Here is a 24,969-nt window from a genome sequence, read left to right on the forward strand (position 1 = left end):
GCTCGTCGCTCAGCCGCCGCTCGAACCGTGGTGGGAGGAGGACGACGTACAGCCGAAGCCCCCGCGGTCGACGGCCTGGCTCTTGCTGAACGTGCCGCGGTCGGCGTAGCTCCCGCCGTTCGAACGGGAGGAGCTGTAGTACCAGCGGGCCGAGGAGCCGCCGCCCGAGCCGGAGGAGGACGACGAGGAGGAGGACGAGCCCTTGCTGGAGCAGGCCTTGGAGTCGAGGACCTTGTACCCCCGGCTGACGTCGTAGCTGTTCGGGTCGACACAGCGCTTGTCCGGCTCGGAACCGCACGCGGTCAGCGTGGCCGCGAGCGCGCCCATGCCGCCGAGTATCACCGTGCTCGAACGCAGCCGCCTGCGTGTCTTCTCTGCCATGTGCGTGACGCCCCCGTCGCGAATCAAAGTCCACACACACTAAACCCCGACCTTCCGCGTACGGTTTCACGACGGTCCCGGCTCGGTCACGGGATTGTCAGGGAACCGTCAGGGGTCGGTCGGAGAATCGAGACGGGGCGGCTCCCTCGTCCGGCGCTGTCAGTGGCGGGGTGCATGATCCTCCGCATGAACCAGAGCACCGCCTCCTCGCCGAGCACCGCCTCCTCGCCGCTCCACGACCTCGCCCGCGCGCACCTGCCCGCCGACCTCGCCGAGCGGTGGATCGCCCTGCTGCGGCCCGGCGCCCGCCTGATACCCATGACCGAGCCCGGGCCGGACGACGTCGTGGTGGGCCGGCTCGGCGGGCTGCCCGAGCTGCCGGACGACATGGCGTGGCCGGAGTGGGAGGGGCACGGCCCGCTGTCCTTCATCGCGTCCGTGGACTGCGCCGCGCTGCCCGCCGGCGCGCTGGACATCGACCTGCCCGCGGACGGCACACTGGCCTTCTTCTACTGGGACGGCCAGATCGACGACTGCGACGCCATGGTCTTCTCCGACGATCCGGAGACGTGGGCGGGCACCCGCGTGCTCCACATCCCCGCCGGGGTCCCGGTCTCCGAGCGCCCCCTGCCCGTCATCGACGGTGGGGACGGCGGAGACGGCGGAGACGACGATGAGGACGAGGACGACGACATCGAGTTCGACGCCTACCCGATGGTGCCGCTCACGGCCCGGGTGGAGTGGACCGCCCCCAGCGTCTGGCACCCGCTCGCACGCGAGGCGATGTGGCCCGGCGGCGTGCCGGCGGACGACCGGGACGCCCACCCCGAGGAGGCCGAGAAGTTCTTCGACAAGCTGTACGACCTCCAGGGGGCCGGCGACCACCTCGTCGGCGGCCACGCCAACCCCGTCCAGAACCCCGTCGAGTTCGAGGTCGCCCACGGCTACCTGCGCAGGGGCGGCGAACAGATCGCCTGGAACGACCCCCGCGTCGCCGAGGAGGCCGGGAACTGGACGCTCCTCGCCCAGATCGACTCCGACGGCGACGCCGACATGATGTGGGGCGACTGCGGCGCCCTCTACTGGCTCATCCGCCCGGAGGACCTCGCCGCCCGCCGCTTCGACCGGGTCATGTTCACGATGCAGTGCTGCTGACCGGAACCGACCCGGCAACCCCTCACCCCGCCGCCGGGGCCAGCGCCCTCGCCAGCGCGTCCAGTACGCCGGAGAAGGCGTGGTCCGGCGGGGTGCCGTACGCCGCGATCAGCCCGTCCGGCGCCGCGGGGCCCGGCGCCGACGGGTGGCGGTAGCGGCTCACGCCGTCCAGGGCCAGGCCCTGCCAGGCCGCCGCCTTGAGCGCCTCGCGCTCGGTGCCGGACGGCAGTTCCAGCACCGCGTGGAGGCCCGCGGCGATGCCCGTGACCCGCACGTGCGGCGCCCGCTCGGCCAGGACGGAGACGAGCTCGTCGCGCCGGCGGCGGTACCGCAGGCGCATGGAGCGCAGATGGCGGTCGTACGCGCCGGATTCGATGAACTCCGCCAGCGTCAGCTGCTCCAGGACCCCCACCCCGTACTCCCCCGTGCCCTTCACCTTGAGCACCTCCTCGACGAGCTGCTCGGGCACCACCATCCACGCCAGCCGCAGCGCGGGCGCCAGGCTCTTGCTCGCCGTGCCGAAGTACACGACGTGCTCGGGCGCCAGCCCCTGCAACGCGCCCACCTGCTGCCCGTCGAAGCGGAATTCGCCGTCGTAGTCGTCCTCCAGGACCAGCCCGCCGGTGCGCGCGGCCCAGTCGGTCACGTCCGCGCGCCGGTCCGGGTGCAGCGGCATGCCCAGCGGGAACTGGTGCGCCGGCGTCAGCAGCACGGTCCGCGCCTGCCGGTGGGCCGCCAGCTCCTCGGTGCGCGTGCCCCGCTCGTCCAGGGGCAGCGGCGTCGTCCGGATCCCGGCCCGGTCGACGACCTCGCGGTGGAACCACAGCCCGTACGACTCCACGCCCATCTCGCGCACGCCCCGCGCCCGCAGCACCCGGCTCAGCACCGCCAGCCCCTGCATGAAGCCCGCGCACACCACCACCTGCCCCGGAGTGGCCCGCACGCCCCGGGCCCGCGCCAGATAGCCGGCCAGCACCGTCCGCAGCTCGGGGGCACCGGCCGGATCGGTGTAGCCGAAGGCCGCGTTGGGCGCGGCGGTCAGGGCCCGCCGGGCGGCGGAGAGCCAGGCGGCGCGCGGGAAGGCGGCGACGTCGGCGGTGCCGGGCGTCAGGTCGTAGGCCGGCTTGGCCGTACGGGCCGGGCGCGGCGTACGGACGGGGGCGGCCGGACGCGCCGGCCGGGCGCGCTGCGCCACCCGCGTGCCCGAACCCTGCCGGGCGGTGAGCCAGCCCTCGGCGACGAGGTCGCCGTAGGCCTCGGCCACGGTGTTGCGGGCGATGCCGAGGTCGGTGGCGAGGCCGCGCGAGGAGGGCAGCCGGGTGCCCGGGGCCAGCCGGCCCGTCCGTACGGCCTCCCTCAGGGCGCGGGTCAGACAGGCGCGCACGCCGCCGGGACCGGTGAGGTCGAGGTGCAGGTCAGTGCCGAAAGTGGCCCGGTTTTTCACACCGGAATTGGACCATATGAGCGGGCTACCCGGCCCGTAGTGTCGTAGCCATGACGACGAACGAGAACACGCGCGACAACGACCGCTACTGCCCCGAGCACACCCCCCGCCTGGCGCTTCCCAAGCTGCTCCCCGACTTCTACAAGGCCATGATCAAGCTGGACTCGTCGGCCAACAAGGACGTGGACCCGGTCCTGCTGGAGCTGGTGAAGATCCGCGCCTCGCAGATCAACCACTGCGCGTTCTGCCTGGACATGCACACCAAGGACGCCCTGGCCGCCGGTGAGAGCGTCGAGCGCATCATCCAGCTGAGCGCGTGGGAGGAGTCCAAGCACTTCTACACGGCGAAGGAGATCGCCGCGATCGAACTGACCGAGGCCGTCACGGTCCTGACGGACGGCTTCGTGCCGGACGACGTCTACGAGCGCGCCGCCGCCCAGTTCGAGGAGAAGGAGCTCGCGGCGATCATCGCGGCGATCATCGTGATCAACGCCTGGAACCGCATCGCCGTGACGACGCGCGGCGTCCCGGGCCACTACAAGCCGGGCTCGCTCAAGGGCTGACGCCCGGTACGCGCGGGCGCGGCCCCGACGAGCCGGAGTCCACAGGGGAGCCTCCGGCTCGCGGGGCCGCGCCCGCGCGTCCTAGCGCAGCCAGGCCTTCCAGACGTCCGGGTGCCGCCGCACCCACCGCTTCGCGGCCTCCTCGGCCGGGAGCTTGTCCTCGGCGATCATCTGGGCGACCTCGTTCTGGTCCGCCTTCGTCCACGAGAAGTTCTTCAGGAAGCGGGCGGCCTTGCCGCCCTTCTTCGTGAACTCGGTGTTCAGATACTTCTTCAGAGACGTCGTCGGGTAGGCGCAGTCGACCGTCGACGGGTCCTCGGTGCCCTTCGTCGCACAGGCCTCGGTGTACTCCGGGAGTTTCACCTCGACCATCGGGACCTCGTTGAAGAGCCACTGCGGCTCGTACCAGTACGTCAGGAACGGCTTCCTGTCCTTGGCGTACTGCCGGATCTGGGTGATCTGGGCGGCCTCCGAACCGGCGAAGACGACCTGGTAGTCCAGGTCGAGGTTCTTCACCAGCGCCTTGTCGTTGGTGACGTACGACGGGGAGCCGTCCAGCAGCTGGCCCTTGCCGCCGCTCTCCGGGCCGCGCAGCCGGCTCGCGTACCGGTTGAGGTTCCGCCAGTCCAGGACGTCCGGGTGGGCGTCGGCGAAGTACTTGGGGACCCACCAGCCGATGTGGCCGGTGACCCCCAGGTCACCGCCGTCCGTCACGGTGCCCTTCTGGGCGACGTAACGCTTCTCCTGGTCCGGGTGGCCCCAGTCCTCCATGATCGCGTCCACGCGGCCCTGGCTGAGCGCGTCCCAGGCGGGGACCTCGTCGACCTGGACGGTGTCCACGCGGTAGTCCAGTTCGTGCTCCAGCAGGTACTGGGCGACCGCCGCGTTCGCGCGGGCGCCCACCCACGACTGCACCGACAGGGTGACCGTCCTCGCGCCCGCCGCGTTCGCGTACGGCGAGGACTGCCGGGTCATGTCCGCCGCGCCGCAGCCCGTGACCGTGGCGGCGGTGACGGCCGCCAGGCCCGCCGCCAGGGCGGTGATCAGTGGTTTCCTCATGTCCGTTCAGCCCTCCTTCGGCTTCGCCGGCTGGGTGACGCGGTCGAGCGTCAGACCCAGGCAGGCGATCGCCGTACCGGCCGCGAGCCCGGTCGCCAGGTCGCCCTGGGCCAGGCCGAACACGACCTCGTATCCGAGCGCGCCACCGCCGACCAGGCCGCCGATGATGACGACCGACAGCACCAGCACGACCGCCTGGTTCACCGCGAGCAGCAACTCCGCGCGCGCCAGCGGGAACTGCACCTGCCGCAGCTGCTGCCCGCCCGTCGCGCCCAGCGAGCGCGCCGACTCCAGCGCCGCCGGGTCGGCCTGGCGCAGGCCCTGGCTCACGATGCGGACCACGGCCGGCAGGGCGTAGACGATCGCGGCCGCGGCGGCCGGGGCCCGGCCGATGCCGAACAGCGCGACGACCGGGATCAGGTACACGAACTGCGGCATGGTCTGGCAGACGTCCAGGACCGGGCGCAGCAGCCGCTCGACGCGGGGGCTGCGGGCCGCCGCGACGGCGATCGCGAAGCCCAGGACGAGCGTGACGGCGACCGCCGCCAGCACCTGGGACAGGGTGTCCATGGCGACGTTCCAGCGACCCAGCACGCCGATCGCGGCCAGGGCGAGGACGGCGGTCAGGGTCGTACGCCACGTGCCGATCGCCCAGGCCAGGGCGGCGACGACGGCCAGGGCGCCCCACCAGGGGAGGCCCTGGAGGCCGGCGCGCAGGGGGTCGAGGACCCAGGCGGTGTAGTGGGCGGCGGCGTCGGCGGTGCCGCCGATTCCGGGGATGCCGGTGTAGAGGTGGTCGACCATCCAGTCCTTGGCGCGGTTGACCGGGGCGGCGATGGCGACGGTCCAGGTGGACGGCCAGGACGTGCCGGCGAGGTGGCCGAGGGTGGCGACCGCCGCCGCGGCGAGCGCCCATGTGGTGGCCGTTCGGGTGCGGGTCCGTGGGCCAGACCGGCTCGGCGAAGCCGAGCCCGACGTCGTGCGGTCCAGCACGATCGCCAGCAGCACGATCGGGATGCCCGCTGCCAGGGCGCTGCCCACGTCCACCGTGGACAGGGCCTGGTAGACGCGGTCGCCCAGGCCGTCGGCGCCGATGACGGAGGCGATGACGGCCATGGAGAGGGCCATCATGATCGTCTGGTTGACGCCCAGCAGCAGTTCGCGGCGGGCCAGCGGGAGGCGGGCCGTCAGCAGGCGCTGGCGGCCGGTGGCGCCGAGGGACGCGACGGCCTCCAGCACGCCCTGGTCCGTGCCGCGCAGGCCCAGGGCCGTCAGGCGGGCCATCGGCGGGGCCGCGTAGACGACCGTCGCCAGGACGGCGGGGGCCACGCCGATGCCGAAGACCAGGACGACGGGGAGGAGGTAGGCGAACGCCGGCAGGGCCTGCATGGTGTCCAGGACCGGGCGCAGGGCCCGGAAGACCCGGTCCGACAGCCCGGCGGCCAGGCCCAGCAGCGCGCCGACCGCGACGGACGCCGCGACGGCGACGGCCATCAGCGCGAGGGTGCGCATCGTCGGCACCCACATGCCGAGCAGGCCGCACACGGCGAAGGACGCGAGCGCGGTCGCGGCGGCCCGTACGCCGGCCAGGCGCCAGGCGAGCAGCGAGGCGCCCGCGGTCACCCCCGCCCAGCCGAGGGCGAGCAGGACGACGTAGACGGCGTGCACCGCCGTGATGACGGCGTTGCTGATGTGGCCGAAGAAGTAGAGGAAGAGCCAGTGGCTGTCGCGGTTGTCGATGATCCAGTCGTTGGCCCGGCCCAGGGGGCCGGTCAGGTCGACGGTCAGCGGGTCGGGCCAGGCGCCGCTGCCCCAGCGGGCCGCCGCGAAGGGGGCCAGGACGGCGGTCGCGGCGCCGAGCAGCAGCAGCTTGCGGACGGCGGGCCGGGCCAGGGCCGTACGGAACGGGCCCGGCGGCGCGACGGCCCGGGGCGGCACGGAGGTGGTGGCGGCGCTCATGCGGCGGCCTTCTTGAGGGAGTGCAGCCGGCCCGGTGCCGTGTCGAGTCCCGCGACCACGCTCAGCAGGGACTTGAAGTCCACGATCCCCAGACAGCGTCCGGCCTCGACCACCCGGGCCGGACCGCCGGTGCGGGCCACGGCCTCGATGGCGTCGGACACCGTGGTGCCCGGGTTCAGCGCCGGACCGTGCTCGGCCTCGGCTGCGCCGCGTACGGGGCGCATGGCGCGGCGGACGGTGATGACCTGCTCGCGCGGCACGTCCCGGACGAAGTCGCGGACGTAGTCGTCGGCCGGCGAGCCGACGATCTCCTCGGGCGTGCCGCACTGCACGACCCGGCCGTCGCGCATCAGGGCGATGCGGTGGCCGACCCGCAGCGCCTCGCCGAGGTCGTGGGTGATGAAGACCATCGTGCGGCCCTCGTCGTGGTTGAGGCGCACGACCTCGTCCTGCATGTCGCGCCGGATGAGCGGGTCGAGGGCGCTGAACGGCTCGTCGAACAGCAGCACTTCGGGGTCGGCCGCCAGCGCGCGGGCCAGGCCGACGCGCTGCTGCTGACCACCGGAGAGCTGGCCGGGGCGGCGGTCCTCCATGCCCGCGAGGCCGACCTTCTCCACCATCTCGGCGGCCTTGGCGCGGCGCTCGGCCCGGCCCACGCCCTGGATCTCCAGGCCGTAGGCGACGTTGTCGAGGACCGTGCGGTGCGGCAGCAGGCCGAAGTGCTGGAAGACCATGGCGGCGCGGTGGCGGCGCAGGGCGCGCAGGGCGCCCTTGTCCATGCCGAGCACGTCCTCGCCGTCGATGGCGACGGTGCCGGACGTCGGCTCGATGAGCCGGGTCAGGCAGCGTACGAGGGTGGACTTGCCGGAGCCGGAGAGGCCCATGACCACGAAGCACTCGCCGGGGAGGACGTCGAAGGAGACGTCGCGAACGGCGACAGTGCAACCGGTTCGCTCTCTGAGGGCCTGCGCGTCCAGCTCGGCCAGCGGGCCGCCGGGCACGCGCTCGGCCTTGGGGCCGAAGACCTTCCACAGGTTGCGGACGGAGAAGACGGGGGTGTCGGAAGAAGCGGGGGTGGTACTCGCGCCGGTGCCGGACATCAGGCCTCACCTCCCGCGGTCGTGGGCCGTACGAGCATTTCGGCGCACTTCTCCCCCACCATCAGCACGCCGATCATCGGGTTGACGGCCGTCATCGTCGGGAAGACGGACGCGTCGGCGACCCGGATGCCGTCGAGGCCCCGGATCCGCAACTGCGGGTCCACCACCGCGTTCTCGTCGGTCACGGCGCCCATGCGGCAGGTGCCGGCGGGGTGGTAGACGGTGTGCGCGACCTTGCGGGCGTACGCGCTGAGGTCCTCGTCCGAGGTGACCTCCGGGCCGGGGCAGACCTCGCGCTTGAGCCAGCCGGCGAGCGGCTCGGTCCGTGCGATCTCGCGGGCGAGGCGGATGCCGTCGACGAGGGTGCGGGCGTCGTAGTCCTCCTCGTCCGTGAAGTAGCGGAAGTCGAGGGCGGGCTTGACGGCCGGGTCGGCGCTGGTGAGGTAGAGCCGGCCGCGGCTGCGCGGCTTGGGGATGTTGGGCGTCATCGACACGCCGTGCTCGGGCTTCTCGTAGCCGAGCCGCTCGGGGTTGTCGGTGAACGGGATCTGGTAGAAGTGGAACATCAGGTCGGGGCCGTTCGACGCCGGGTCACGGCGGACGAAGAGGCCCGCGTCGGAGTCCATCGCCGAGTTCTCGGGTATCGGCCCGTGGGTCTCCCAGACGATGACCGACTCGGGGTGGTCGAGCAGGTTCTCGCCGACGCCCGGCAGGTCGTGGACCACGGGGATGCCCAGCGCCTCCAGGTCGGCCTTGGGGCCGATGCCGGACAGCATCAGCAGCCGCGGGGTGTCCACGGCGCCCGCGCACACCAGCACCTCGCGCCGCGCCTCGACGACGAGCTCCTCGCCGTCCTTGGTGCGCACGCGCACGCCGGTCGCCCGGGTGCCGTCCAGCTCCAGCCTGTACGCCCAGGTCTCCAGCATCAGGTGGAGGTTGGGGCGGTCGAGGAAGGGGTGGAGGTAGGCGACCGAGGCGGAGGACCGCTTGTTGTCCTCGGGGTGGTAAGCGAGGTCGAAGAAGCCGGCGCCCTCGTGGAACGGCCGCTTGTTGAAGCCCTCGACGCGGGGCACGTCGGCGGCCTCCCGGGCGGCCTCGACGAAGTCGCGGGCGATGGCGTTCCGGTCCTTCTCGTCGACCGGGACGATGTTGTTGCGCAGCCGGGCGAAGTACGGGTCCATCGACTCCGCGTCCCAGCCCTCGGCGCCGGCCTCGGCCCACTCGTCCCAGTCGCCGGGCAGCGGCTTGAACGAGATGAGGGTGTTGTGGGAGGAGCAGCCGCCGAGCACGCGTGCGCGGCTGTGGCGGATGTGGGAGTTGCCGCGCGGCTGTTCGGTGGTGGGGTAGTCGTAGTCCAGGTCGCCGCCGAGCAGGCCGAGCCAGCGGCGGAGGGTGAGGACGTCCTCGCGGTCGACGTCGGTGGGGCCGCCCTCGATGACGGCGACGGTCACGTCGGGGTCCTCGGTGAGGCGGGAGGCGATGACGGAACCGGCGGTGCCGCCGCCGACGACGACGTAGTCGTACGCCGCGCGGGCGGGGTTGGCGGGGTCGGCAGGGTCGGCAGGGTTGGTGGCAGGCATGGTGGGGGTGAACTCCTTCTGCGGCAGGAACGTTTCCGCGTGGGCGGGCGGGTGCCGCGGGCCTCAGCCCGCGAACCAGCGCACCGGCTCCGGCGCCAGGTTCTGGTAGACGTGCTTGGCCTCGCGGTACTCGGCCAGGCCCGAGGGGCCCAGCTCGCGGCCGATGCCCGACTTGCCGAAGCCGCCCCACTCCGCCTGCGGCAGATAGGGGTGGAAGTCGTTGATCCAGACCGTGCCGTGGCGCATCCGGCGGGCGACGCGCCGCGCGCGGCCCGCGTCCTTCGTCCAGACCGCCCCGGCCAGCCCGTACTCGGTGTCGTTGGCCAGCGCCACGGCCTCGTCCTCGGTGTGGAAGGTCTCCACGGTGAGGATCGGGCCGAAGGTCTCCTCGCGGACGACCCGCATGTCGCCGTGGCACAGGTCCAGGACGGTCGGCGCGTAGAAGTAGCCGGTCACGGGGCGGTCGGCGGAGGGCTCGGGACGCTTGCCGCCGCAACGCAGGGCCGCGCCCTCGGCGAGCGCGGAGGCGACGTACTCCTCGGTCCGGGCGAGCTGCCGCTCGGACACCAGCGGTCCGCACTCGACGCCCTTCGCGGTGCCGCGGCCGAGCCTGATCCGCTCGGCACGGCGGGCGAGTTCGGCGACGAAGCGGTCGCGGACGGACTCCTCGATGATCAGCCGGGAGCCGGCCGAGCAGACCTGGCCGCTGTGGATGAAGGCCGCGTTCAGGGCCTGGTCGACGGCGGTGTCGAAGTCCTCGTCGGTCGCGCAGGCGTCGGCGAAGACGACGTTGGGGTTCTTGCCGCCGAGTTCGAGGGCGACCTTCTTGACGCTCGGCGCGGCGGCCCGCATCACCGCGGTGCCGCTGGCCAGTCCACCGGTGAAGGAGACGAGGTCGACATCGGGATGCTCGGCGAACCGGGCGCCCACGGGGTCGCCGGCACCGGTGACCAGGCCCGCGACGCCGTCCGGCAGCCCGGCCTCCGCCAGCAGCCGCACCAGGTGGACGGTGGACAGCGGGGTGACCTCGCTGGGCTTGATCACGAAGGTGTTGCCGGCCGCCAGCGCGGGGGCGATCTTCCAGCTGGCCTGGAGCAGCGGGTAGTTCCAGGGGGTGATCAGCGCGCACACGCCGACCGGCTCGTGCACGACGACGCTGTGCACGGTGTCCGAACCGGTGTCGACGACACGCCCGGCGCCCTCGATCACCACCAGGTCGGCGAAGTAGCGGAACGCGTCGCGCACGCAGTCGACGTCGGTCCGGCCCTCCTCCAGGGTCTTGCCGGTGTCCCGGCTCTCGATCAGCGCGATCTCCTCGCGGTCGCGCTCCAGCAGCTCGGCCACGCGCCGCAGCAGGGCGGCCCGCTCGGCGACGGGCGTCCGCGGCCAGGGGCCCTCGCCCCCGTCGAACGCGCGCCGCGCGGCCGCCACGGCGGCGTCGGCATCCGCCACGCCGCCCTCGGAGACGGTCGCGAGGACCGTGGCGTCCGCGGGGTCGATGACCTCGCGCAGCGCCCCGGAGGCGGCGGCGCGCCACACCCCGTCGATGTGGATGGTCTCGACTGACGACATGCCTTCTGTCCTTGCCTTCCGGTGACGAAACGGTCGCGCCGCCGGTCCCGGCCGCCCCAGGAGGGGGCCGGGACCGACAACGGGACGCCCCTAACCGGTGGGGGAAAAGCTATGCATCCTTTTTCACGAAGAGTGACGCGAGTCACGCAGAGTCGCGTGGGATCAGTAGCCCGAGCCGTATGTGGACCCGTACGTGGACCCGTATCCGTACGTCGACCCGTATCCGTACGTCGGGAGGCCCGGGTAGCGGGGGTAGGTCGGGTAGCTCCGGGGGTACGTGGGGTAGCCCGGGTAGCGGGGGTACGTGGGGTAGCTGTTCGGATACGTGGGGTATCCGGGATACGTCGGGTACGTGGGGGCGTAGGTCGACCCGCCGGGGAGTCCCCCGGTCATGCCGGGGGTCGGGGTGGCGGTCGCCGCCGGGGTGAAGGGGCCACCGCCGGGGTCGTCGTCACGGACCAGGGCCCAGACGGCGGTCCCGATCGCGACGACCAGCACGACACTCGCGATCACTCCGGCGAGGATCGACGCGTGCGAGGGTCCGACGGGCACGTCGTCGTCGGGCGGGGACGTGAGGAGCACGTCGGACTCGCCCTCGGGAGGTGGCGCGCCGGATGCCGGCTCGTCCACCCATCGCTGCAGATCGGCGTCCCAGTAGCTCATGTTCCTCGCCGCCTCACGACAGTAACTGGCTGATCGCCTGGACGACGGCGGCCGCCGACGCCAGCGCCCCGGCGGCCGTCGCGCCGTCGGCCAGCAGCTCGCGCAGCCGGGTCAGCCGGCGGCCCCGGGTGCGGCCGTCCCGCCGGGCGTCCTCCTCCAGGCCCTCCAGCTCCGCCTCGAGCTCGGCCAGCGGGCCGGTGCGCGCGAAGCGGGGCAGGTCGAGCCTCAGCTCCCGTACGGCCGCGAGGAGTTCGGGCGGCACCGGGAGAGTCCGGCGCGAGGCGTCCACGGCCCGGGCGTCGCGGCCCGCCGCGGCCGCCCCGCCGCTCATCTCGCCGATCGCGATCCCGCCGTCGCCCGGCACGGGGACGGGGGCGGGTGCGCCGCCACCGGCGGCGGCCGGCCGCTCGGTCCGCTCCGAGCGGTCCTCGGCGCTCGCGCCGGGGCCGGCGGCCGCGGCGCCTCCGGTCATACGGCCGATGGAGATGCCACCGCCGTCGTGGTCGCGCTGTCCGTTCGTCGTCGTCACCGTCCCCCGCCTCCCGCGAGGTTCTTGGCCTCCGCGCCCGCGCCGGCGGCGACCGCGCCGCCGCTCATCGAGCCGATGAAGACGCCGCCCTCGCTGATCTGCACGATCTGCTGCTCGAACTGGTCGGTCTCGTAGCCCTGGGCGCGCAGCGCGTCCCGGACCCCGCTGGCGATCCGGTCCTGGACCGTCTTCACATAGCGGCTGATGTCCATCTCCTGGAACAGGGAGATCTCCTTCGCCGCGCCCATCTCCCGGACCGATCCGGCCGGGCCGTCCGGCGCCGCCCGCCGCGGGTCCGCGAGCCAGGTACGGAATCCGGACACGCCCGAGCGGATGGCGGACACCGCCGCGGCGAAGCCGGCGGCCGGCGCGGTGAGCAGCGCCCGCACCCCGTCGCGCACGACGTCGTCATCGCCGCGCGAGGCGATCACGTCGACCGCGCGGAACTCGGGCCGCACCGGCGGCAGGACGTGCGGGACGACCTCCAGGACCAGCATCCCGCCCTGGGTGTGCACCCTGACCAGCACGGACACGACGACCTGCTCGTCCCAGGCGCCGACCCGCACCCGCAGGAAGTACCGCCGCGCCTCGCCGCCCTCGTTGACCGACTCGGCCAGGTGCTGCCGGACGACGGGCTCGTCGTAGGCCACGCCGGAGCGCCGCGGCCCGACGGGGAGATAGACGAACTCCTCGATCTCCAGGTCCTTCAGGCGGTCCCTGCTGGTCGCGGCGGCCGCCTGGCGCAGCGCTTCGAGCCGGGGGCGGATCAGCTCGACGACCGTCCGGCCGGTGAAGGGCGCGAGGCCCGTCGCCGGCTCGGCGTCGGGGCGCTTCCTGAGCTCCAGCGCGAACGACCAGGGCTCGTACGGCACGCCCATGCCGATGAACGGCCGGAAGGGGTCGTAGATGGTCAGGCCCGCGTACTGCTCGCGGTCGATCGAGTGCGCGATGCGGAGGTGGTACGCGGTGGTGGGCAGCGCCCGCGGCCGCTCCCGGAACGCCTCCCGGCCCAGCTCGGTGCGCATCACGGCCGCCACGCGCTGGCGGTGCGCCAGCACGGGCAGGACGAGGAGCAGCGGGAAGATGATGCCGGCCCAGTTCTCCGCACCCTCGTACAGGGCGTAGAAGGCGAAGACCCAGTAGCCCAGGGTCAGGAGCGGGATGCCGACGGGCAGCAGGGCGCGCAGGGCGCCGGTGCCCTTCAGGGCCTGGCGGAGCGTGCGTCTGTCGACGACGTACGGGGCCGAGCCGCGGCCGGCGGCGCTGTGCGCGGCCCAGTGCGCGAAGCAGACCACCGCGTAGAGGCTGGACCAGAGCGGCAGCGGGAAGTCCAGCCCCTCGGGGGTGGACGCCGCGTCGGCGGCGATGAAGCCCACCCAGAGGGCGAGCAGGGCCAGGGCGGTCAGGGCGTCCTGACCGCGGGAGCGCAGTGCGTGGGCGAGCACCGGCACGGCGTCCACGCCCAGGGAGGGTGCTGTCGGTCGTTCCTCGTGTTCCACCAGCTCTTCGATGACCCGGCGGCGGAACTCGATGTCGAGGTAGGCCCCCGCGCAGAGTAACCGTGTGGCCTCTGTCGGGGACGCGTGGAAGGACTTGCTCATGAAGGTCCCCCGATCCGTCGAACTCACATGCGGATTACATGAGTTGACGTAATTTCGGAAGTACTCAGAGTAAGCCATTCGGCCCGCGCGCGCCCCCCTCTGCGAGCCGGTTCACGGGCCGGATGTCGCACGCCGGTCGTTGCGCGCCGGGCGCAGCACCGATGCGCCAGGGGCACCCCTCGGACGTCCGTCAGGCGAACTCCGTGTCGCCGAGCGAGACGAGGAGGCGACGGAGGAGCGCACCGAGCTCGGCGCACTCGGCGCGGTCGAAGTCCTCGAGGATGCGGGCCTCGTTGACGAGGTGCTCGGCCATGGCGGTCCGGATGACCTCGTGCCCCTTCTCCGTCAGCCTGATCTTCACGACGCGCCGGTCGGCCGCCTCGCGGACCCGCTCGACGAGGCCCTTCGTCTCCATGCGGTCGATGCGGTTGGTGATCGCGCCGGAGGTCACCATGGAGGCGCGCTTGAGGTCGCCGGCCGTCAGCTCGTACGGGGCCCCGCTGCGGCGGAGGGTGGTGAGCACGTCGAACTCGCCGAGCTCCAGGTCGCGCTCGGCGGTGAAGGCGCGCATCTCCCGCTCCAGGACGACGCCGAGCCGCTGGAGGCGGCCGAGCACCTGGACGGGCCAGAGCCGGTCGATCAGGTCGGGGCGCTCCTCGGCCCACTGTTCGACGATCTTGTCGACGACGTCGCCGCTCACCGCGTCACGCTCCCCAGGTCTCTGGACACTGAACATCTCAATCTTAAGACACTTGACGTTGAACGACCCTCGATGCTTTTATCTCAACGTTGAAATGATCAACCTTGAATGGATGTGACCGCAGCATGTCCACCACCGCGACCGCTTCTCCCGCGACGGCCTCTCGCACAGGCGGCACGGAGCCGCGCCCGATCGCCGCCGGCTGGCTGGCCCTCCTCTCCGCGCCCATCGCGGCGGGGGCCAACGCACCCGTGCTGATCATGGGAGACCTCGCCGACTCCCTGGGCGTCGCGACGACCACCGCGACCTGGCTGGTCACGAGCTTCGCCTGGGCGATGACCATCGGCACCCCGCTGTTCGGCGCCCTCATCCGGCACCGCGGGGCGCGTACGGCGCTGCTGACGGCCAGTGCGCTCACGGCGCTCGGCACCGCCCTGGTCGCCCTCGCGCCCTGGCTGCCGCTCGTCCTCGCCGGGCGGGCCGGGCAGGCCCTCGGCGGCGCCGGGCTGGTGGCGGTGGCGATGAACCTCGCCGGATCGACCCGGCGCATGGGCGTCATCACCGCGGGCTTCGGCATGTGCGGCGCGTCCGGCCCGCTGCTCGGGTCGCTGCTCGGCGACGCGGTCTCCTGGCGGCTCGCCCTCGCGCTGTCGGCGGTGGGCCTCCTCGCGGTGCCGGTGGTCCGGCGGTACGCGGGGCGCACCCCCGCCGCGCCCGGCGCGTCCTTCGACAGCAGGGGCGCCGGGCTCGTGGTGGCCCTGGTGTCGGCGCTGGTGCTGCTCCCCACCGTCCCGCTCGCGGGCGCCGGCGCGGCCGTCGTCGTCGCCGGCCTCCTGGCCCTCCACATCCGGCGCCGCCCGGAGGGCTTCGTACCGGCCGCCCTGCTGCGCTCCCGCGTCTTCATCGCGTCCGCGCTGTTCGCCTGCGCCGTCTCCACCTCGTACTTCGTGCTGCTCTTCAGCCTGCCGCGGCTGATCGCCCGGCGCACGGACTGGACGACGGGCGCCATTGGCACCGGCCAGCTCCTCGCCCTGCTCGCCGGCTCCGCCCTCTCCTGGCTGCTGGCCGCCTCCGCGAACCGCCTGGGTCAGCGCCGCACGGTCGCCGTCCTGGCCACCCTCGGCACCCTCGCCCCGCTCACCGCCGCCGTCGCCCCCTGGGCCCCGCTGCTCCTGCTCACCGCGACGGCCGCCGTCCTCGTCTCCACGGGCACCAACGCGGTCCTCTCGGTCCACGTGGCCAAGTCCGCCCCGACCGGCCAGAGCCCCACGGCCATCGGCCTCTTCGTCCTCTGCTACCAACTGGGCGGCGCCCTGGGCCCGGCCCTGGCGGCGCTCCTGGTACTGAACTGACGCCCGACCAGACACGCGGGCGCGCAGCCACACAACGCGAACGCCCCCGCCGGCCATGTGGCCGGCGGGGGCGTTCGCGTGTGTGATCAGCCGATCGGATCAGATGAGGCCCAGGGCGCGGACCGCGTCGCGCTCCTCCGTGAGCTCCTGGACCGAGGCGTCGATGCGGGCGCGGGAGAAGTCGTTGATCTCCAGGCCCTGGACGATCTCGTACTTGCCGTCCTTCACGGTGACCGGGAAGGAGGAGATGAGGCCCTCGGGCACGCCGTAGGAGCCGTCCGAGGGGATGCCCATGGAGGTCCAGTCGCCGGCGGCGGTGCCGTTGACCCAGGTGTGGACGTGGTCGATGGCGGCGTTGGCGGCCGAGGCGGCGGAGGACGCGCCACGGGCCTCGATGATCGCGGCGCCGCGCTTGGCGACGGTCGGGATGAAGGTGTCGGCCAGCCACGCCTCGTCGTTGACGACCTCGGCGGCGTTCTTGCCGGCGATCTCCGCGTGGAAGATGTCCGGGTACTGGGTGGCGGAGTGGTTGCCCCAGATCGTCAGACGCTTGATGTCGGAGACGGCCGAGCCGGTCTTCCGCGCCAGCTGCGAGATCGCGCGGTTGTGGTCCAGGCGGGTCATCGCGGTGAAGCGCTCGGCGGGCACGTCCGGGGCCGCGGCCTGGGCGATCAGGGCGTTGGTGTTGGCCGGGTTGCCGACGACCAGGACCTTGATGTCGTCCGCGGCGTTGTCGTTGATGGCCTTGCCCTGCGGCTTGAAGATGCCGCCGTTGGCCTCCAGCAGGTCGCCGCGCTCCATGCCCTTCGTGCGCGGGCGGGCGCCGACCAGCAGCGCGACGTTGGCGCCGTCGAACGCCACGTTCGGGTCATCGGTGATCTCGATGCCGCGCAGCAGCGGGAAGGCGCAGTCGTCGAGCTCCATGGCGGTGCCCTCGGCGGCCTTCAGCCCCTGCGGGATCTCCAGCAGCCGCAGCTTGACCGGCACGTCCGCGCCGAGGAGGTGACCGGAGGCGATGCGGAAGAGCAGCGCGTAGCCGATCTGACCGGCGGCGCCGGTGACGGTGACATTGACGGGAGTGCGGGTCATGGCGGTCTCCTGCTGCGAACTGAGGTGGGTGTCCCTGCCCAGGTGTGTCGATCTCTCTTGGTGTCAAGAGATCCGGCGTCAGGCTATCCGACCCGACCCGCCCCGCACCGCCGACCCGGTGTGGGACGCCTCACCGTTCGTCCGCGCGTTCCTCCACCACCCTCATCCCGTGGGGCCCGGCTGCACCGCTCCCGCCGGGCGGGGCAGCGTGCAGCCCTTGCGACCGGACATCAGCTGCGCGCAGGCCGAGGCCTGTCGCGCGTCGGCGACGGCGATCATCCGGGTGTGCCCGTCGGCTCCCCGGTCGACCGTGCCGCTCTCGGCGCGGGCCTGCCCACCCGTCGCGCTTATGCGCAGCGTGTCCCCCGGCGCGGCCTGGGTGATGCGGGCCCAGGCGGCGCCGCACACCTTGCTGTAGCGCACCTCCAGATACGAGGCGCCGACCGTCGCCGAACCGGCCGTCGTGGCGTGCCGGCCGCCGCAGCCCATCGTCTCCGGGTCCTTGCCCGCGCAGGTGTCGCCGGTGCACTTCACCCCGTCCGGCGCCGGGGCCGCCGCGGGGCTGCTCGCCGCGGGCGTGGTGGCCGGCCCGCCCGCCGACTCGTTCTTGTCGTTCGTGCCCAGCAGCAGCACGGCCGCCGCGATGACGAAGAGGGCGCCCACCGCCCCTACGGCGAAGAGCACGGCGTTGCGGCGGCGGCGACGATGCGGGGCCTGGGGACTCGCGGCTCCCTTGGGCCCCTTCGGTGCCTTGGGGCCCTGTAGCGGGATCGCCTTCGATCGTACGTCCGGTGACTCCGACGACCTGGGCAGGCCCGTGACCGACGCGCCCCCGCCCGCACCGCCGCCCGCACCGCCGCCCGTCCCCGGCACCGCGTCCTCCGGCGCCGCCTCGCCGCGCACCGCGGTACGCGTACGCCGTCCGTCCCGTCCGTCCCGTCCGTCCAGCCCGTCCCGGCCGTCCAGCCCGGCCTCCGCCACGGGCGACGGGCCGAACTCGCCCAGCGCCGCCCGCGCCTCGGCGACCCGGATCGCCTCCATCGTCACGTCGTGCCGCAGCTCCGAGCGGCTCCAGGCACGCTCGGCCAGCTCCCACAGCGTGCCCAGATGGCCGACGTCGGTGCCCGTGACCTCGGCCAGCGCCTCCGCCGCCCCGCGCGGCGGCAGCAGCCGGCCGTTGAGATAGCGCTCCCAGGACGTCTTGCTGTACCCGGTGCGGTCCGCGACGGCGGCGATGCTCAGGCCGCTGCGTTCGACGAGTCTGCGCAGCTGTTCGGCGAACTCGCGTACTTGTGGATCGAGTTCTTCCGGTAGCGCCCTCCAGCGAGGCATTGCTCCCCCTGTCCCCCGGTACGAACGGTTACGAACGGCGTCGTTGTCCCGTGTCGCCGCGCTCCCCCACCACAGACTCGAAAGACTCCACAGCGTTCACAGTCTTCACGGACTCATTCCCGAGTCTCGTTCTCGGCTACCCACGGGGATGCCCGAAACCAGCATGTCAGTTCCCAGGCGGGCGGCGCACGGTGGCATTTGGGGTTGATCAAGCCCATGGGGCGCACGCCCCTGGGGGTTCACACGAGGCGTCCGCCGTTGACGGTACGTCACCGTACGGTGACGCGCCCTGCCAAGCTGATACGGAAGGGCGACCTCGTATCGGAACAGTCACCTCCGCGCCACAGGGCTGCGGCGGACCTTGATCACGTCGCTCACGGTCATGATCCTCATGGGTGAGCGGTAACCCGTCCTCCCACGGGGGTGGAGGACGGGTCACCAGCTCTCCTCCACCCCGTTGCTACCCATTTGCACGGTTCCCTACGCCGACTTCTCCCCGGGACCGAAGCACTCCGGGTCACCCCCGGCCGCCACGTACAGGCAGACCCTGGCCCGGTACGGGTCCTTCGTCGCCGTCATCACCGTGACCAGGTACGCCTCGGTGTCCCGCTGGCTCGCGGCCTTGACCGTCTTCGTCGCGGCCCCCGGCACCGTGAGCTCCACCCGGTCCGACAGGTGCAGCCCGGTCCCCTTCCCCCACACCGCCCCGCACTTCTTGTTGTAACGGAGCTCCAGCGCCTGCCCGCCGGACGCCCTGCGCCTGAGCAGCGTGACCGCCTCCACGGCACACCCCATCTCCAGCGACTCGGCCGCCTCGCACGTCTCACCCCCGCAGGCGGGCTCCCAGTACTGCGGATAGCCGGTGGAGGTGGCGGCCAGGGCGTCACGACGGTCCCGCTCGGTGGAGGACTCCCCTCCGCCCGTGAACACCGTGAGCAGCAGCACCAGCGCGGTCACCGCCGCGAGGGCCGCGACCCCGGACACGGCCAGCACCCCCCGCGTCCGGCCGGAGCCCCACGGCCGGCCCGTGGGCCGCTCCGGGACGGCCGCGGGGACGGCCTCGGGAGCGGCCTCAGGAGCCTCCCCCGCGTCCGGGGTCCCCGACCGTCCGCTCCACGCTTGTTCCGCCAGCTCCCACAGCGCCACCAGCCGCCCCGCCGGCTCCTCCGCCAGCCGGCACAGCTCCTCGACCGCCTGCCGGGGCGGCAGCTTCTTGCCGTTGAGATAGCGCTCCCAGGACGACTTGCTGTACGGCGTCCGCCCGCCGAGCGCGGCGAGGCTGAGGCCCGTACGCTCCCTCAGCTCCCGCAGCCCGGCGGCCAGCCGGGCGCACTCCACCGGAAGGGGCCGTTCACCGTTCAGGGGACGTTCACCGCTCACCTGCGCAGCTCCCCCCAGGTGTCCGGCCCCACGATGCCGTCCACCACCAGGCCGCGGTCCTTCTGGAAGGCCTTGGCCGCGTTCTTCGACCGCTCGCCGTAGGAACCGTCGGGAATGCCGGGGTCGAATCCGTGGTGCTTGAGCAGACACTGGGCCTCGAGGACCTCCCAGCCGGAGGTCTTGAGGTCCATCAGGGTGCCGCGCGTCGTGCTGTACCCGGCCCGCAGCTCGCCGTCCTTGCGCTGGACGTCGCACGGGCGGGCGCGGCCCTGTACGAAGACGAACGGGCCCGGTGTGTCGCCCGCCGGGGGGCGCGCTGCCGGGGCGTGGTCGTCCTGCCAGGGCCGGGCGTACAGCAGCGTGGCGGCGAGCGCGGCGGCCAGGACGACCACCGCCACCGCGAGCACCCGGACCGTCCAGCGCCTCGGCTCCGGCACGGAGAGGTCCTCGTCCTCGTCCTCGCCGTCGTCCGGAGCGCCGGCGGCGGCCGCCTCGTCGGTCCACGCCTCGGCCGCGACCTCGTGGAGCACCAGCAGCCGGGTGGGGTCGGTGCCGCAGACCCGGGCCAGTTCCTCGACGGCGTCGCGAGGCGGCAGCTGCCTGCCGTTGAGATAACGCTCCCAGGAGGAGCGGCTGTACGACGTCTTGGCCGCCAGCGAGGCCAGGCTGAGGCCACTGCGGTCCTTGAGCCGTCTGAGCTGCACCACCAATTGCCGGACCCGCTGGTCCAGCGAAGTGGGTAATTCCTTCCAACGCGGCATGTTCCACCCCATACGCGTCACGGTGCCCGTGAGGCGACCAGCCTCCCCTGCCGCACATGATGTCGACGCCGATGCGGCGGTTCCGTAAGGGTCCGCGGACGGGCGCGACTTCCGGCCACGGGCACGGCGGCCCCGGCGTCCCAGGAACGTCTCGTGGGACGACACGTCCTCGCTGGTCAGCGCGTGGGACGTCCCACGATGACCCAACTGCCGGGAGATGCTTGGGCGTTACGGATGTGGCGCATCAGAGTCAGTACCGCAGGACGGCGGCGACACGGTCCACCCCGGAGTCGCCGCCGTCACCACCAAGGGGAGGAATCGACACCATGAACGTACGCAAGCGTCTCGCCCTCGCCACCGCCACGCTGGCCCTCGGCGGCGGCCTCGCCCTCGCCCCGGCGGCGGGCGCCTTCGCCGGCACGGCCGCCACCCCGGCGGCGCAGCAGACGAAGGCCGGCTGCGGCTACTACAACGGCGACGCGATCACCAAGGCCGGCCAGACCGGATCCGCCGCCCAGCAGCGGATCAAGGAAGTCCAGTGCCTGATCAACGGCAACACCAGCTACACGCCGCTGCTCGACGTGGACGGGAAGTTCGGCACCAAGACCTACAACGCCGTGGTGAAGGTCCAGCAGAAGGCTCACATCTCGGACGACGGCATCGTCGGCAAGAACACCTGGGCCAAGCTGCGCGCCGGCGTGTGGTGGTAGTGACAGACCTCCGGCGGCTCCCCTGACCGGGAGCCGCCGGAAAGACCGGCGGCCCGTCCTCTCACGGGGGAGAGGACGGGCCGCCGTCACACGTGTGCGCCCGCCGGGTCACTGCACCGTGAAGTGCAGCACGTCGTCCAGGAACGGGAGCTTCAGCCAGGCGTGCGGCTGCGCCATCAGGGCGAGGAGGACGATCGCCGCCCCCAGCCCGCCGTACGTGAACATGTCGGTGAAGCGCGAGCGCACCGCCAGCATGCCCACGTCCGGCAGTGCCCAGCGCAGCGCGGCGCCGCCGATCATGGCCAGCCCGACCAGCAGCGTCCCCACCCGGAAGGCGTCGAACGCGACGATCAGCAGGCCCAGCCCGGTGGCTCCCAGCACCGCCAGCAGCGGCCACTGGCGAGCGGGGGCCGGCGCGCCGCCCGGGGCGGCGCGGCCGCCGCCCTCGGGCCGGGCCGTGTCCCGCGTGACCTGCGGGGGACGGCGCGAGAAGCGGCCGGAGCCCGAGCCGGCGGACTCAGCCAGCATGGGTGATTCCGGCGGCGCGCTCGGCGGCCTCGACCACGTTCACCAGCAGCAGGGCGCGCGTCATGGGGCCCACGCCGCCGGGGTTCGGGGAGACCCAGCCCGCGACCTTGGAGACGGCCGGGTCCACATCGCCCATGATCTTGCCCTCGCCGTCGCGGCTGACGCCGACGTCCAGGACGGCCGCGCCCGGCTTGACGTACTCGGGCTTGATCAGGTGGCCGACGCCGGCGGCCGCGACGATGACGTCGGCCTGGCGCAGCTTCTCGGGCAGGTCACGGGTGCCGGTGTGGCAGAGGGTGACCGTGGCGTTCTCGGTGCGGCGGGTCAGCATCAGGCCGATCGAGCGGCCGACGGTGATGCCGCGGCCGACGACGACCACGTGCGCGCCGTTGAGCTCCACGTCGTGGCGGCGCAGCAGCTCGATGATGCCGTTGGGGGTGCAGGGCAGCGGACCGGGCTCGTTGAGCACCAGGCGGCCCAGGCTCATCGGGTGGAGGCCGTCGGCGTCCTTGGCCGGGTCCATCAGCTCCAGGACGCGGTTGGTGTCGATGCCCCGGGGAAGCGGGAGTTGGACGATGTAGCCGGTGCAGTCGGGGTTCTCGTTGAGCTCGCGGACGACCGCCTCGATCTCCTCCTGGGTGGCGGTGCCGGGCAGCTCGCGCTGGATCGAGCCGATGCCGACCTCGGCGCAGTCACGGTGCTTTCCGGCCACGTACCACTTGCTGCCGGGGTCGTCGCCGACGAGGACGGTACCGAGGCCCGGCGTGACGCCCTTGGCCTTCAGCGCCTCGACGCGGGTGGTGAGTTCGGACTTGATCGCGGCCGCGGTGGCCTTGCCATCGAGAATCTGGGCGGTCATGTCCCCATCCTCGCGGATGGGACGGCGTTGGTTCCACTCAGGTGGGCCCCGGAGCGGCCGTGTGCGACCGGAAACACCGTGGTGGCGGCGGCCGTCCGGGCAGGCGTGAGCACCGTCACGGCCGTACCGTACGACCGTCCGGCGGTATGCCTGGCAGACCCTCCCGGTCCCGTGACATCACGGGACCGCGACGGCCTGAATGCGCTCGTCATGATGTGTGCGAACGCGACGACGGTGGCGCGGCCCCGCTGACGGCGGCACCGGCGGTCGCGCCGGTGGAACCCGCCGTCAGCGAGGGCCCGTCATCAGTGGAAGAAGTGGCGCGTGCCCGTGAAGTACATCGTCACGCCCGCCGCCTTCGCCGCCTCCACGACCTGCTCGTCGCGGACCGAGCCGCCGGGCTGCACCACGGCCCGGATGCCGGCCTCGGTGAGCACCTCCAGCCCGTCCGGGAAGGGGAAGAAGGCGTCCGACGCGGCGTACGAGCCCCGGGCGCGCTCCTCGCCCGCCCGCTGGACGGCCAGCTTGGCGGAGTCCACGCGGTTGACCTGACCCATGCCGACGCCGACGGTGGCACCGTCCTTGGCCAGCAGGATGGCGTTGGACTTCACCGCGCGGCAGGCGCGCCAGGCGAAGGCCAGCTCGGCCAGCTCCGCCTCCGGCAGCGCCTCGCCCGTGGCGAGCGTCCAGTTCGCCGGGTCGTCGCCCTCGGCCTGGAGGCGGTCCTTGGCCTGCACCAGCAGACCGCCGTCGATCGCCCGGGACTCGCCGCCCGCCTCCGGGGCGTCCGCGCAGCGCAGCACCCGGATGTTCTTCTTCCGGGCCAGCACCTCGACCGCGCCGGCCTCGTAGTACGGCGCCACGATGACCTCGGTGAAGATCTCCGCGACCTGCTCGGCCATCTCCAGCGTCACCGGCCGGTTGACGGCGATGACGCCGCCGAAGGCCGACAGCGGGTCGCAGGCGTGGGCCTTGCGGTGGGCCTCGCCGACGTCCGCGCCGACCGCGATGCCGCAGGGGTTGGCGTGCTTGATGATCGCGACACAGGGGTCGGCGTGGTCGTACGCGGCGCGGCGGGCGGCGTCGGTGTCGACGAAGTTGTTGTACGACATCTCCTTGCCGTGCAGCTGCTCCGCGTTCGCGAGACCCGTGCCGGTGGGGTCGAGGTAGAGCGCGGCGGGCTGGTGCGGGTTCTCGCCGTAGCGCAGCACCTGCTTGCGGGCGTAGGAGATCCCGATGAAGTCGGGCCACGGGCCCTCGTCCGCGCCGTAGCCCTCCGCGAACCAGTTCGCGACCGCGACGTCGTAGGCGGCCGTGTGCTGGAACGCCTCGGCGGCCAGCCGCTTGCGGGCCGCGAGGTCGAAGCCGCCGTCGGCGACGGCCTTGAGCACGTCGTCGTAGCGCTCCGGGTTGACGATCACCGCGACGGAGGGGTGGTTCTTGGCGGCGGCGCGGACCATGGACGGGCCGCCGATGTCGATCTGCTCGACGCACTCGTCGGGCGAGGCGCCGGAGGCGACGGTCTCCCGGAACGGGTAGAGGTTGACGATCACCAGCTCGAAGGGGCGGACGCCCAGCTCGTCGAGCTGATCGCGGTGGGCCTCCAGGCGCTGGTCGGCGAGGATGCCGGCGTGGACGCGGGGGTGGAGGGTCTTGACCCGGCCGTCCAGGCACTCGGGGAAGCCGGTGAGCTCCTCGACCTTGGTGACGGGGACGCCGGCGGCGGCGATCCGGCCGGCCGTGGAACCGGTCGAGACCAGCTCGACGCCCGCGTCGTGCAGGCCCCGGGCCAGCTCCTCCAGCCCGGTCTTGTCGTAGACGCTGACCAGCGCCCGGCGGATGGGCCGCTTCATGCTCTCGGCGGTCACGGGATCCTTACCTTTCGTCCCTCTATGCGGTAGCCGTCGCGGGCCAGGCGCCCCACGACATCGACGAGCAGCGAACGCTCGACTTCCTTGATCCGCTCATGCAGCGCGGACTCGTCGTCCTCGTCCCGGATCTCCACCACGCCCTGGGCGATGATCGGGCCGGTGTCGACGCCTTCGTCGACGAAGTGGACGGTGCAACCGGTCACCTTCACGCCGTACGCGAGCGCGTCGCGCACCCCGTGGGCGCCGGGGAAGCTGGGGAGCAGGGCGGGGTGCGTATTGACGATCCGCCCCGCGTGGCGCGCGAGGAATTCCTTCCCCACGATCTTCATGAAGCCCGCCGAGATCACCAGGTCCGGCTCGTACGCCGCCGTGGCCTCGGTCAGCGCGTGGTCCCAGGCCGCGCGGTCCGGGTGGTCGGCCACCCGGCAGACGAACGTCGGCAGCCCGGCGCGCTCGGCGCGCTCCAGACCGGCGATGCCCGTGCGGTCGGCCCCCACGGCCACGACCCGGGCGCCGTACCCCTCCGGGTCGGCGTCGACGGCGTCGAGCAGGGCCTGCAGGTTCGTACCGGAACCCGAGACGAGCACGACGAGGCGGGCGGGGCGGCTCGAGACCGGCTCCACAGCTGGGCCCTTTCTCGCGGATGGCGCGGTTTGTATGGTCGTACGAGACAGAAGGGTCTCCGAATACGGGGGACTCTACGAAGCCGCCGACCGCCAGCAACGATACCGGCACACCCGACCGGCCCCACGGGACGGGGGCGCGCACGACGGGTAGCGTC

At 72.9% G+C, this 24,969-nt stretch carries 23 protein-coding genes; 4 read left to right on the plus strand and 19 right to left on the minus strand.

What is annotated here, in order from left to right:
- Positions 1 to 9: 9 nt before the first annotated feature.
- Positions 10 to 381 (minus strand): hypothetical protein, encoded by a 372-nt coding sequence (locus AC07BS_RS05745; protein WP_478646171.1) that lies wholly within the window; start codon positions 379 to 381, stop codon positions 10 to 12.
- Positions 382 to 567: 186 nt separating this feature from the next.
- Here AC07BS_RS05745 and AC07BS_RS05750 point away from each other — a divergent pair, with 186 nt between their 5' ends.
- On the plus strand, positions 568 to 1,536 hold the full coding sequence (locus AC07BS_RS05750) for a YwqG family protein (protein ID WP_478930458.1): 969 nt from the start codon (positions 568 to 570) through the stop codon (positions 1,534 to 1,536).
- Positions 1,537 to 1,558: 22 nt separating this feature from the next.
- Here AC07BS_RS05750 and pdxR read toward each other — a convergent pair whose 3' ends face one another.
- On the minus strand, positions 1,559 to 2,980 hold the full coding sequence (gene pdxR, locus AC07BS_RS05755) for a MocR-like pyridoxine biosynthesis transcription factor PdxR (RefSeq protein WP_478930460.1): 1,422 nt from the start codon (positions 2,978 to 2,980) through the stop codon (positions 1,559 to 1,561).
- Between the two features lie 50 nt (positions 2,981 to 3,030).
- Between pdxR and AC07BS_RS05760 the strand changes: the two genes are divergently transcribed.
- Complete coding sequence (locus tag AC07BS_RS05760) at positions 3,031 to 3,543, plus strand: carboxymuconolactone decarboxylase family protein (RefSeq protein ID WP_478646179.1); 513 nt, start codon at positions 3,031 to 3,033, stop codon at positions 3,541 to 3,543.
- Positions 3,544 to 3,624: 81 nt separating this feature from the next.
- Here the strand turns inward: AC07BS_RS05760 and AC07BS_RS05765 are convergent, their stop codons facing one another.
- The 9 genes from AC07BS_RS05765 to AC07BS_RS05805 form a co-directional block, all read right to left on the minus strand.
- Positions 3,625 to 4,602 carry an ABC transporter substrate-binding protein gene (locus AC07BS_RS05765; protein ID WP_478646182.1) on the minus strand — a complete coding sequence of 326 codons (978 nt, stop codon included), beginning with the start codon at positions 4,600 to 4,602 and terminating at the stop codon, positions 3,625 to 3,627.
- A 6-nt stretch (positions 4,603 to 4,608) separates the two neighbouring features.
- Positions 4,609 to 6,561, minus strand: a complete 1,953-nt coding sequence (locus tag AC07BS_RS05770) for an ABC transporter permease (protein ID WP_478646185.1) — start codon at positions 6,559 to 6,561, stop codon at positions 4,609 to 4,611.
- The gene (locus AC07BS_RS05775) at positions 6,558 to 7,661 is read right to left on the minus strand and encodes a quaternary amine ABC transporter ATP-binding protein (RefSeq protein ID WP_478646188.1); all 1,104 of its coding nucleotides are present in this window, start codon (positions 7,659 to 7,661) and stop codon (positions 6,558 to 6,560) included. Before AC07BS_RS05775 ends, AC07BS_RS05770 begins: the two co-directional genes overlap by 4 nt.
- Positions 7,661 to 9,241 carry a GMC family oxidoreductase gene (locus tag AC07BS_RS05780; RefSeq protein ID WP_478930463.1) on the minus strand — a complete coding sequence of 527 codons (1,581 nt, stop codon included), beginning with the start codon at positions 9,239 to 9,241 and terminating at the stop codon, positions 7,661 to 7,663. The genes AC07BS_RS05775 and AC07BS_RS05780 overlap by 1 nt, the downstream gene beginning before the upstream one ends.
- A 63-nt stretch (positions 9,242 to 9,304) precedes the next feature.
- Positions 9,305 to 10,813, minus strand: a complete 1,509-nt coding sequence (locus tag AC07BS_RS05785; protein WP_478930465.1) for an aldehyde dehydrogenase family protein — start codon at positions 10,811 to 10,813, stop codon at positions 9,305 to 9,307.
- A 162-nt stretch (positions 10,814 to 10,975) separates the two neighbouring features.
- Positions 10,976 to 11,476, minus strand: a complete 501-nt coding sequence (locus AC07BS_RS05790) for a hypothetical protein (protein WP_478646196.1) — start codon at positions 11,474 to 11,476, stop codon at positions 10,976 to 10,978.
- A 13-nt stretch (positions 11,477 to 11,489) separates the two neighbouring features.
- Positions 11,490 to 12,005: a hypothetical protein gene (locus AC07BS_RS05795; RefSeq protein ID WP_478930466.1), complete on the minus strand. Its 516-nt coding sequence runs from the start codon at positions 12,003 to 12,005 to the stop codon at positions 11,490 to 11,492.
- Positions 12,002 to 13,606, minus strand: a complete 1,605-nt coding sequence (locus AC07BS_RS05800; RefSeq protein ID WP_478930468.1) for a hypothetical protein — start codon at positions 13,604 to 13,606, stop codon at positions 12,002 to 12,004. The genes AC07BS_RS05795 and AC07BS_RS05800 overlap by 4 nt, the downstream gene beginning before the upstream one ends.
- Positions 13,607 to 13,796: 190 nt before the next feature.
- The gene (locus tag AC07BS_RS05805) at positions 13,797 to 14,306 is read right to left on the minus strand and encodes a MarR family winged helix-turn-helix transcriptional regulator (protein ID WP_478930470.1); all 510 of its coding nucleotides are present in this window, start codon (positions 14,304 to 14,306) and stop codon (positions 13,797 to 13,799) included.
- A gap of 125 nt (positions 14,307 to 14,431) precedes the next feature.
- Here AC07BS_RS05805 and AC07BS_RS05810 point away from each other — a divergent pair, with 125 nt between their 5' ends.
- Positions 14,432 to 15,658: an MFS transporter gene (locus AC07BS_RS05810; protein WP_478646206.1), complete on the plus strand. Its 1,227-nt coding sequence runs from the start codon at positions 14,432 to 14,434 to the stop codon at positions 15,656 to 15,658.
- 99 nt (positions 15,659 to 15,757) lie between these two features.
- Here AC07BS_RS05810 and AC07BS_RS05815 read toward each other — a convergent pair whose 3' ends face one another.
- The 4 genes from AC07BS_RS05815 to AC07BS_RS05830 all read right to left on the minus strand — a co-directional run bounded on the left by AC07BS_RS05815 (position 15,758) and on the right by AC07BS_RS05830 (position 20,220).
- Positions 15,758 to 16,747, minus strand: a complete 990-nt coding sequence (locus AC07BS_RS05815; protein WP_478646208.1) for a malate dehydrogenase — start codon at positions 16,745 to 16,747, stop codon at positions 15,758 to 15,760.
- 162 nt (positions 16,748 to 16,909) lie between these two features.
- A complete protein-coding gene (locus tag AC07BS_RS05820) occupies positions 16,910 to 18,079 on the minus strand; it encodes a helix-turn-helix domain-containing protein (RefSeq protein WP_478646210.1) in 1,170 nt (389 codons plus the stop codon).
- Positions 18,080 to 18,559: 480 nt separating this feature from the next.
- Complete coding sequence (locus tag AC07BS_RS05825) at positions 18,560 to 19,459, minus strand: helix-turn-helix domain-containing protein (protein ID WP_478930473.1); 900 nt, start codon at positions 19,457 to 19,459, stop codon at positions 18,560 to 18,562.
- A complete protein-coding gene (locus AC07BS_RS05830) occupies positions 19,456 to 20,220 on the minus strand; it encodes a helix-turn-helix domain-containing protein (RefSeq protein ID WP_478930475.1) in 765 nt (254 codons plus the stop codon). Before AC07BS_RS05830 ends, AC07BS_RS05825 begins: the two co-directional genes overlap by 4 nt.
- Before the next feature lie 326 nt (positions 20,221 to 20,546).
- Here AC07BS_RS05830 and AC07BS_RS05835 point away from each other — a divergent pair, with 326 nt between their 5' ends.
- Positions 20,547 to 20,930 carry a peptidoglycan-binding domain-containing protein gene (locus AC07BS_RS05835; protein ID WP_478646217.1) on the plus strand — a complete coding sequence of 128 codons (384 nt, stop codon included), beginning with the start codon at positions 20,547 to 20,549 and terminating at the stop codon, positions 20,928 to 20,930.
- A 108-nt stretch (positions 20,931 to 21,038) separates the two neighbouring features.
- On the opposite strand, the gene AC07BS_RS05840 is transcribed toward AC07BS_RS05835, so the two are convergent.
- The 4 genes from AC07BS_RS05840 to purN all read right to left on the minus strand — a co-directional run bounded on the left by AC07BS_RS05840 (position 21,039) and on the right by purN (position 24,811).
- On the minus strand, positions 21,039 to 21,458 hold the full coding sequence (locus tag AC07BS_RS05840; protein ID WP_478930477.1) for a DUF3017 domain-containing protein: 420 nt from the start codon (positions 21,456 to 21,458) through the stop codon (positions 21,039 to 21,041).
- Entirely contained in the window at positions 21,448 to 22,317 is an 870-nt protein-coding gene (locus AC07BS_RS05845) for a bifunctional methylenetetrahydrofolate dehydrogenase/methenyltetrahydrofolate cyclohydrolase (RefSeq protein ID WP_478930479.1), read from the minus strand. Before AC07BS_RS05845 ends, AC07BS_RS05840 begins: the two co-directional genes overlap by 11 nt.
- Positions 22,318 to 22,622: 305 nt before the next feature.
- On the minus strand, positions 22,623 to 24,185 hold the full coding sequence (gene purH, locus AC07BS_RS05850) for a bifunctional phosphoribosylaminoimidazolecarboxamide formyltransferase/IMP cyclohydrolase (RefSeq protein ID WP_478930481.1): 1,563 nt from the start codon (positions 24,183 to 24,185) through the stop codon (positions 22,623 to 22,625).
- Positions 24,182 to 24,811 carry a phosphoribosylglycinamide formyltransferase gene (purN, locus tag AC07BS_RS05855; RefSeq protein ID WP_478646225.1) on the minus strand — a complete coding sequence of 210 codons (630 nt, stop codon included), beginning with the start codon at positions 24,809 to 24,811 and terminating at the stop codon, positions 24,182 to 24,184. Before purN ends, purH begins: the two co-directional genes overlap by 4 nt.
- Between the last annotated feature and the right edge of the window lie 158 nt (positions 24,812 to 24,969).

The organism is Streptomyces sp. NPDC044063 (assembly GCF_056434285.1).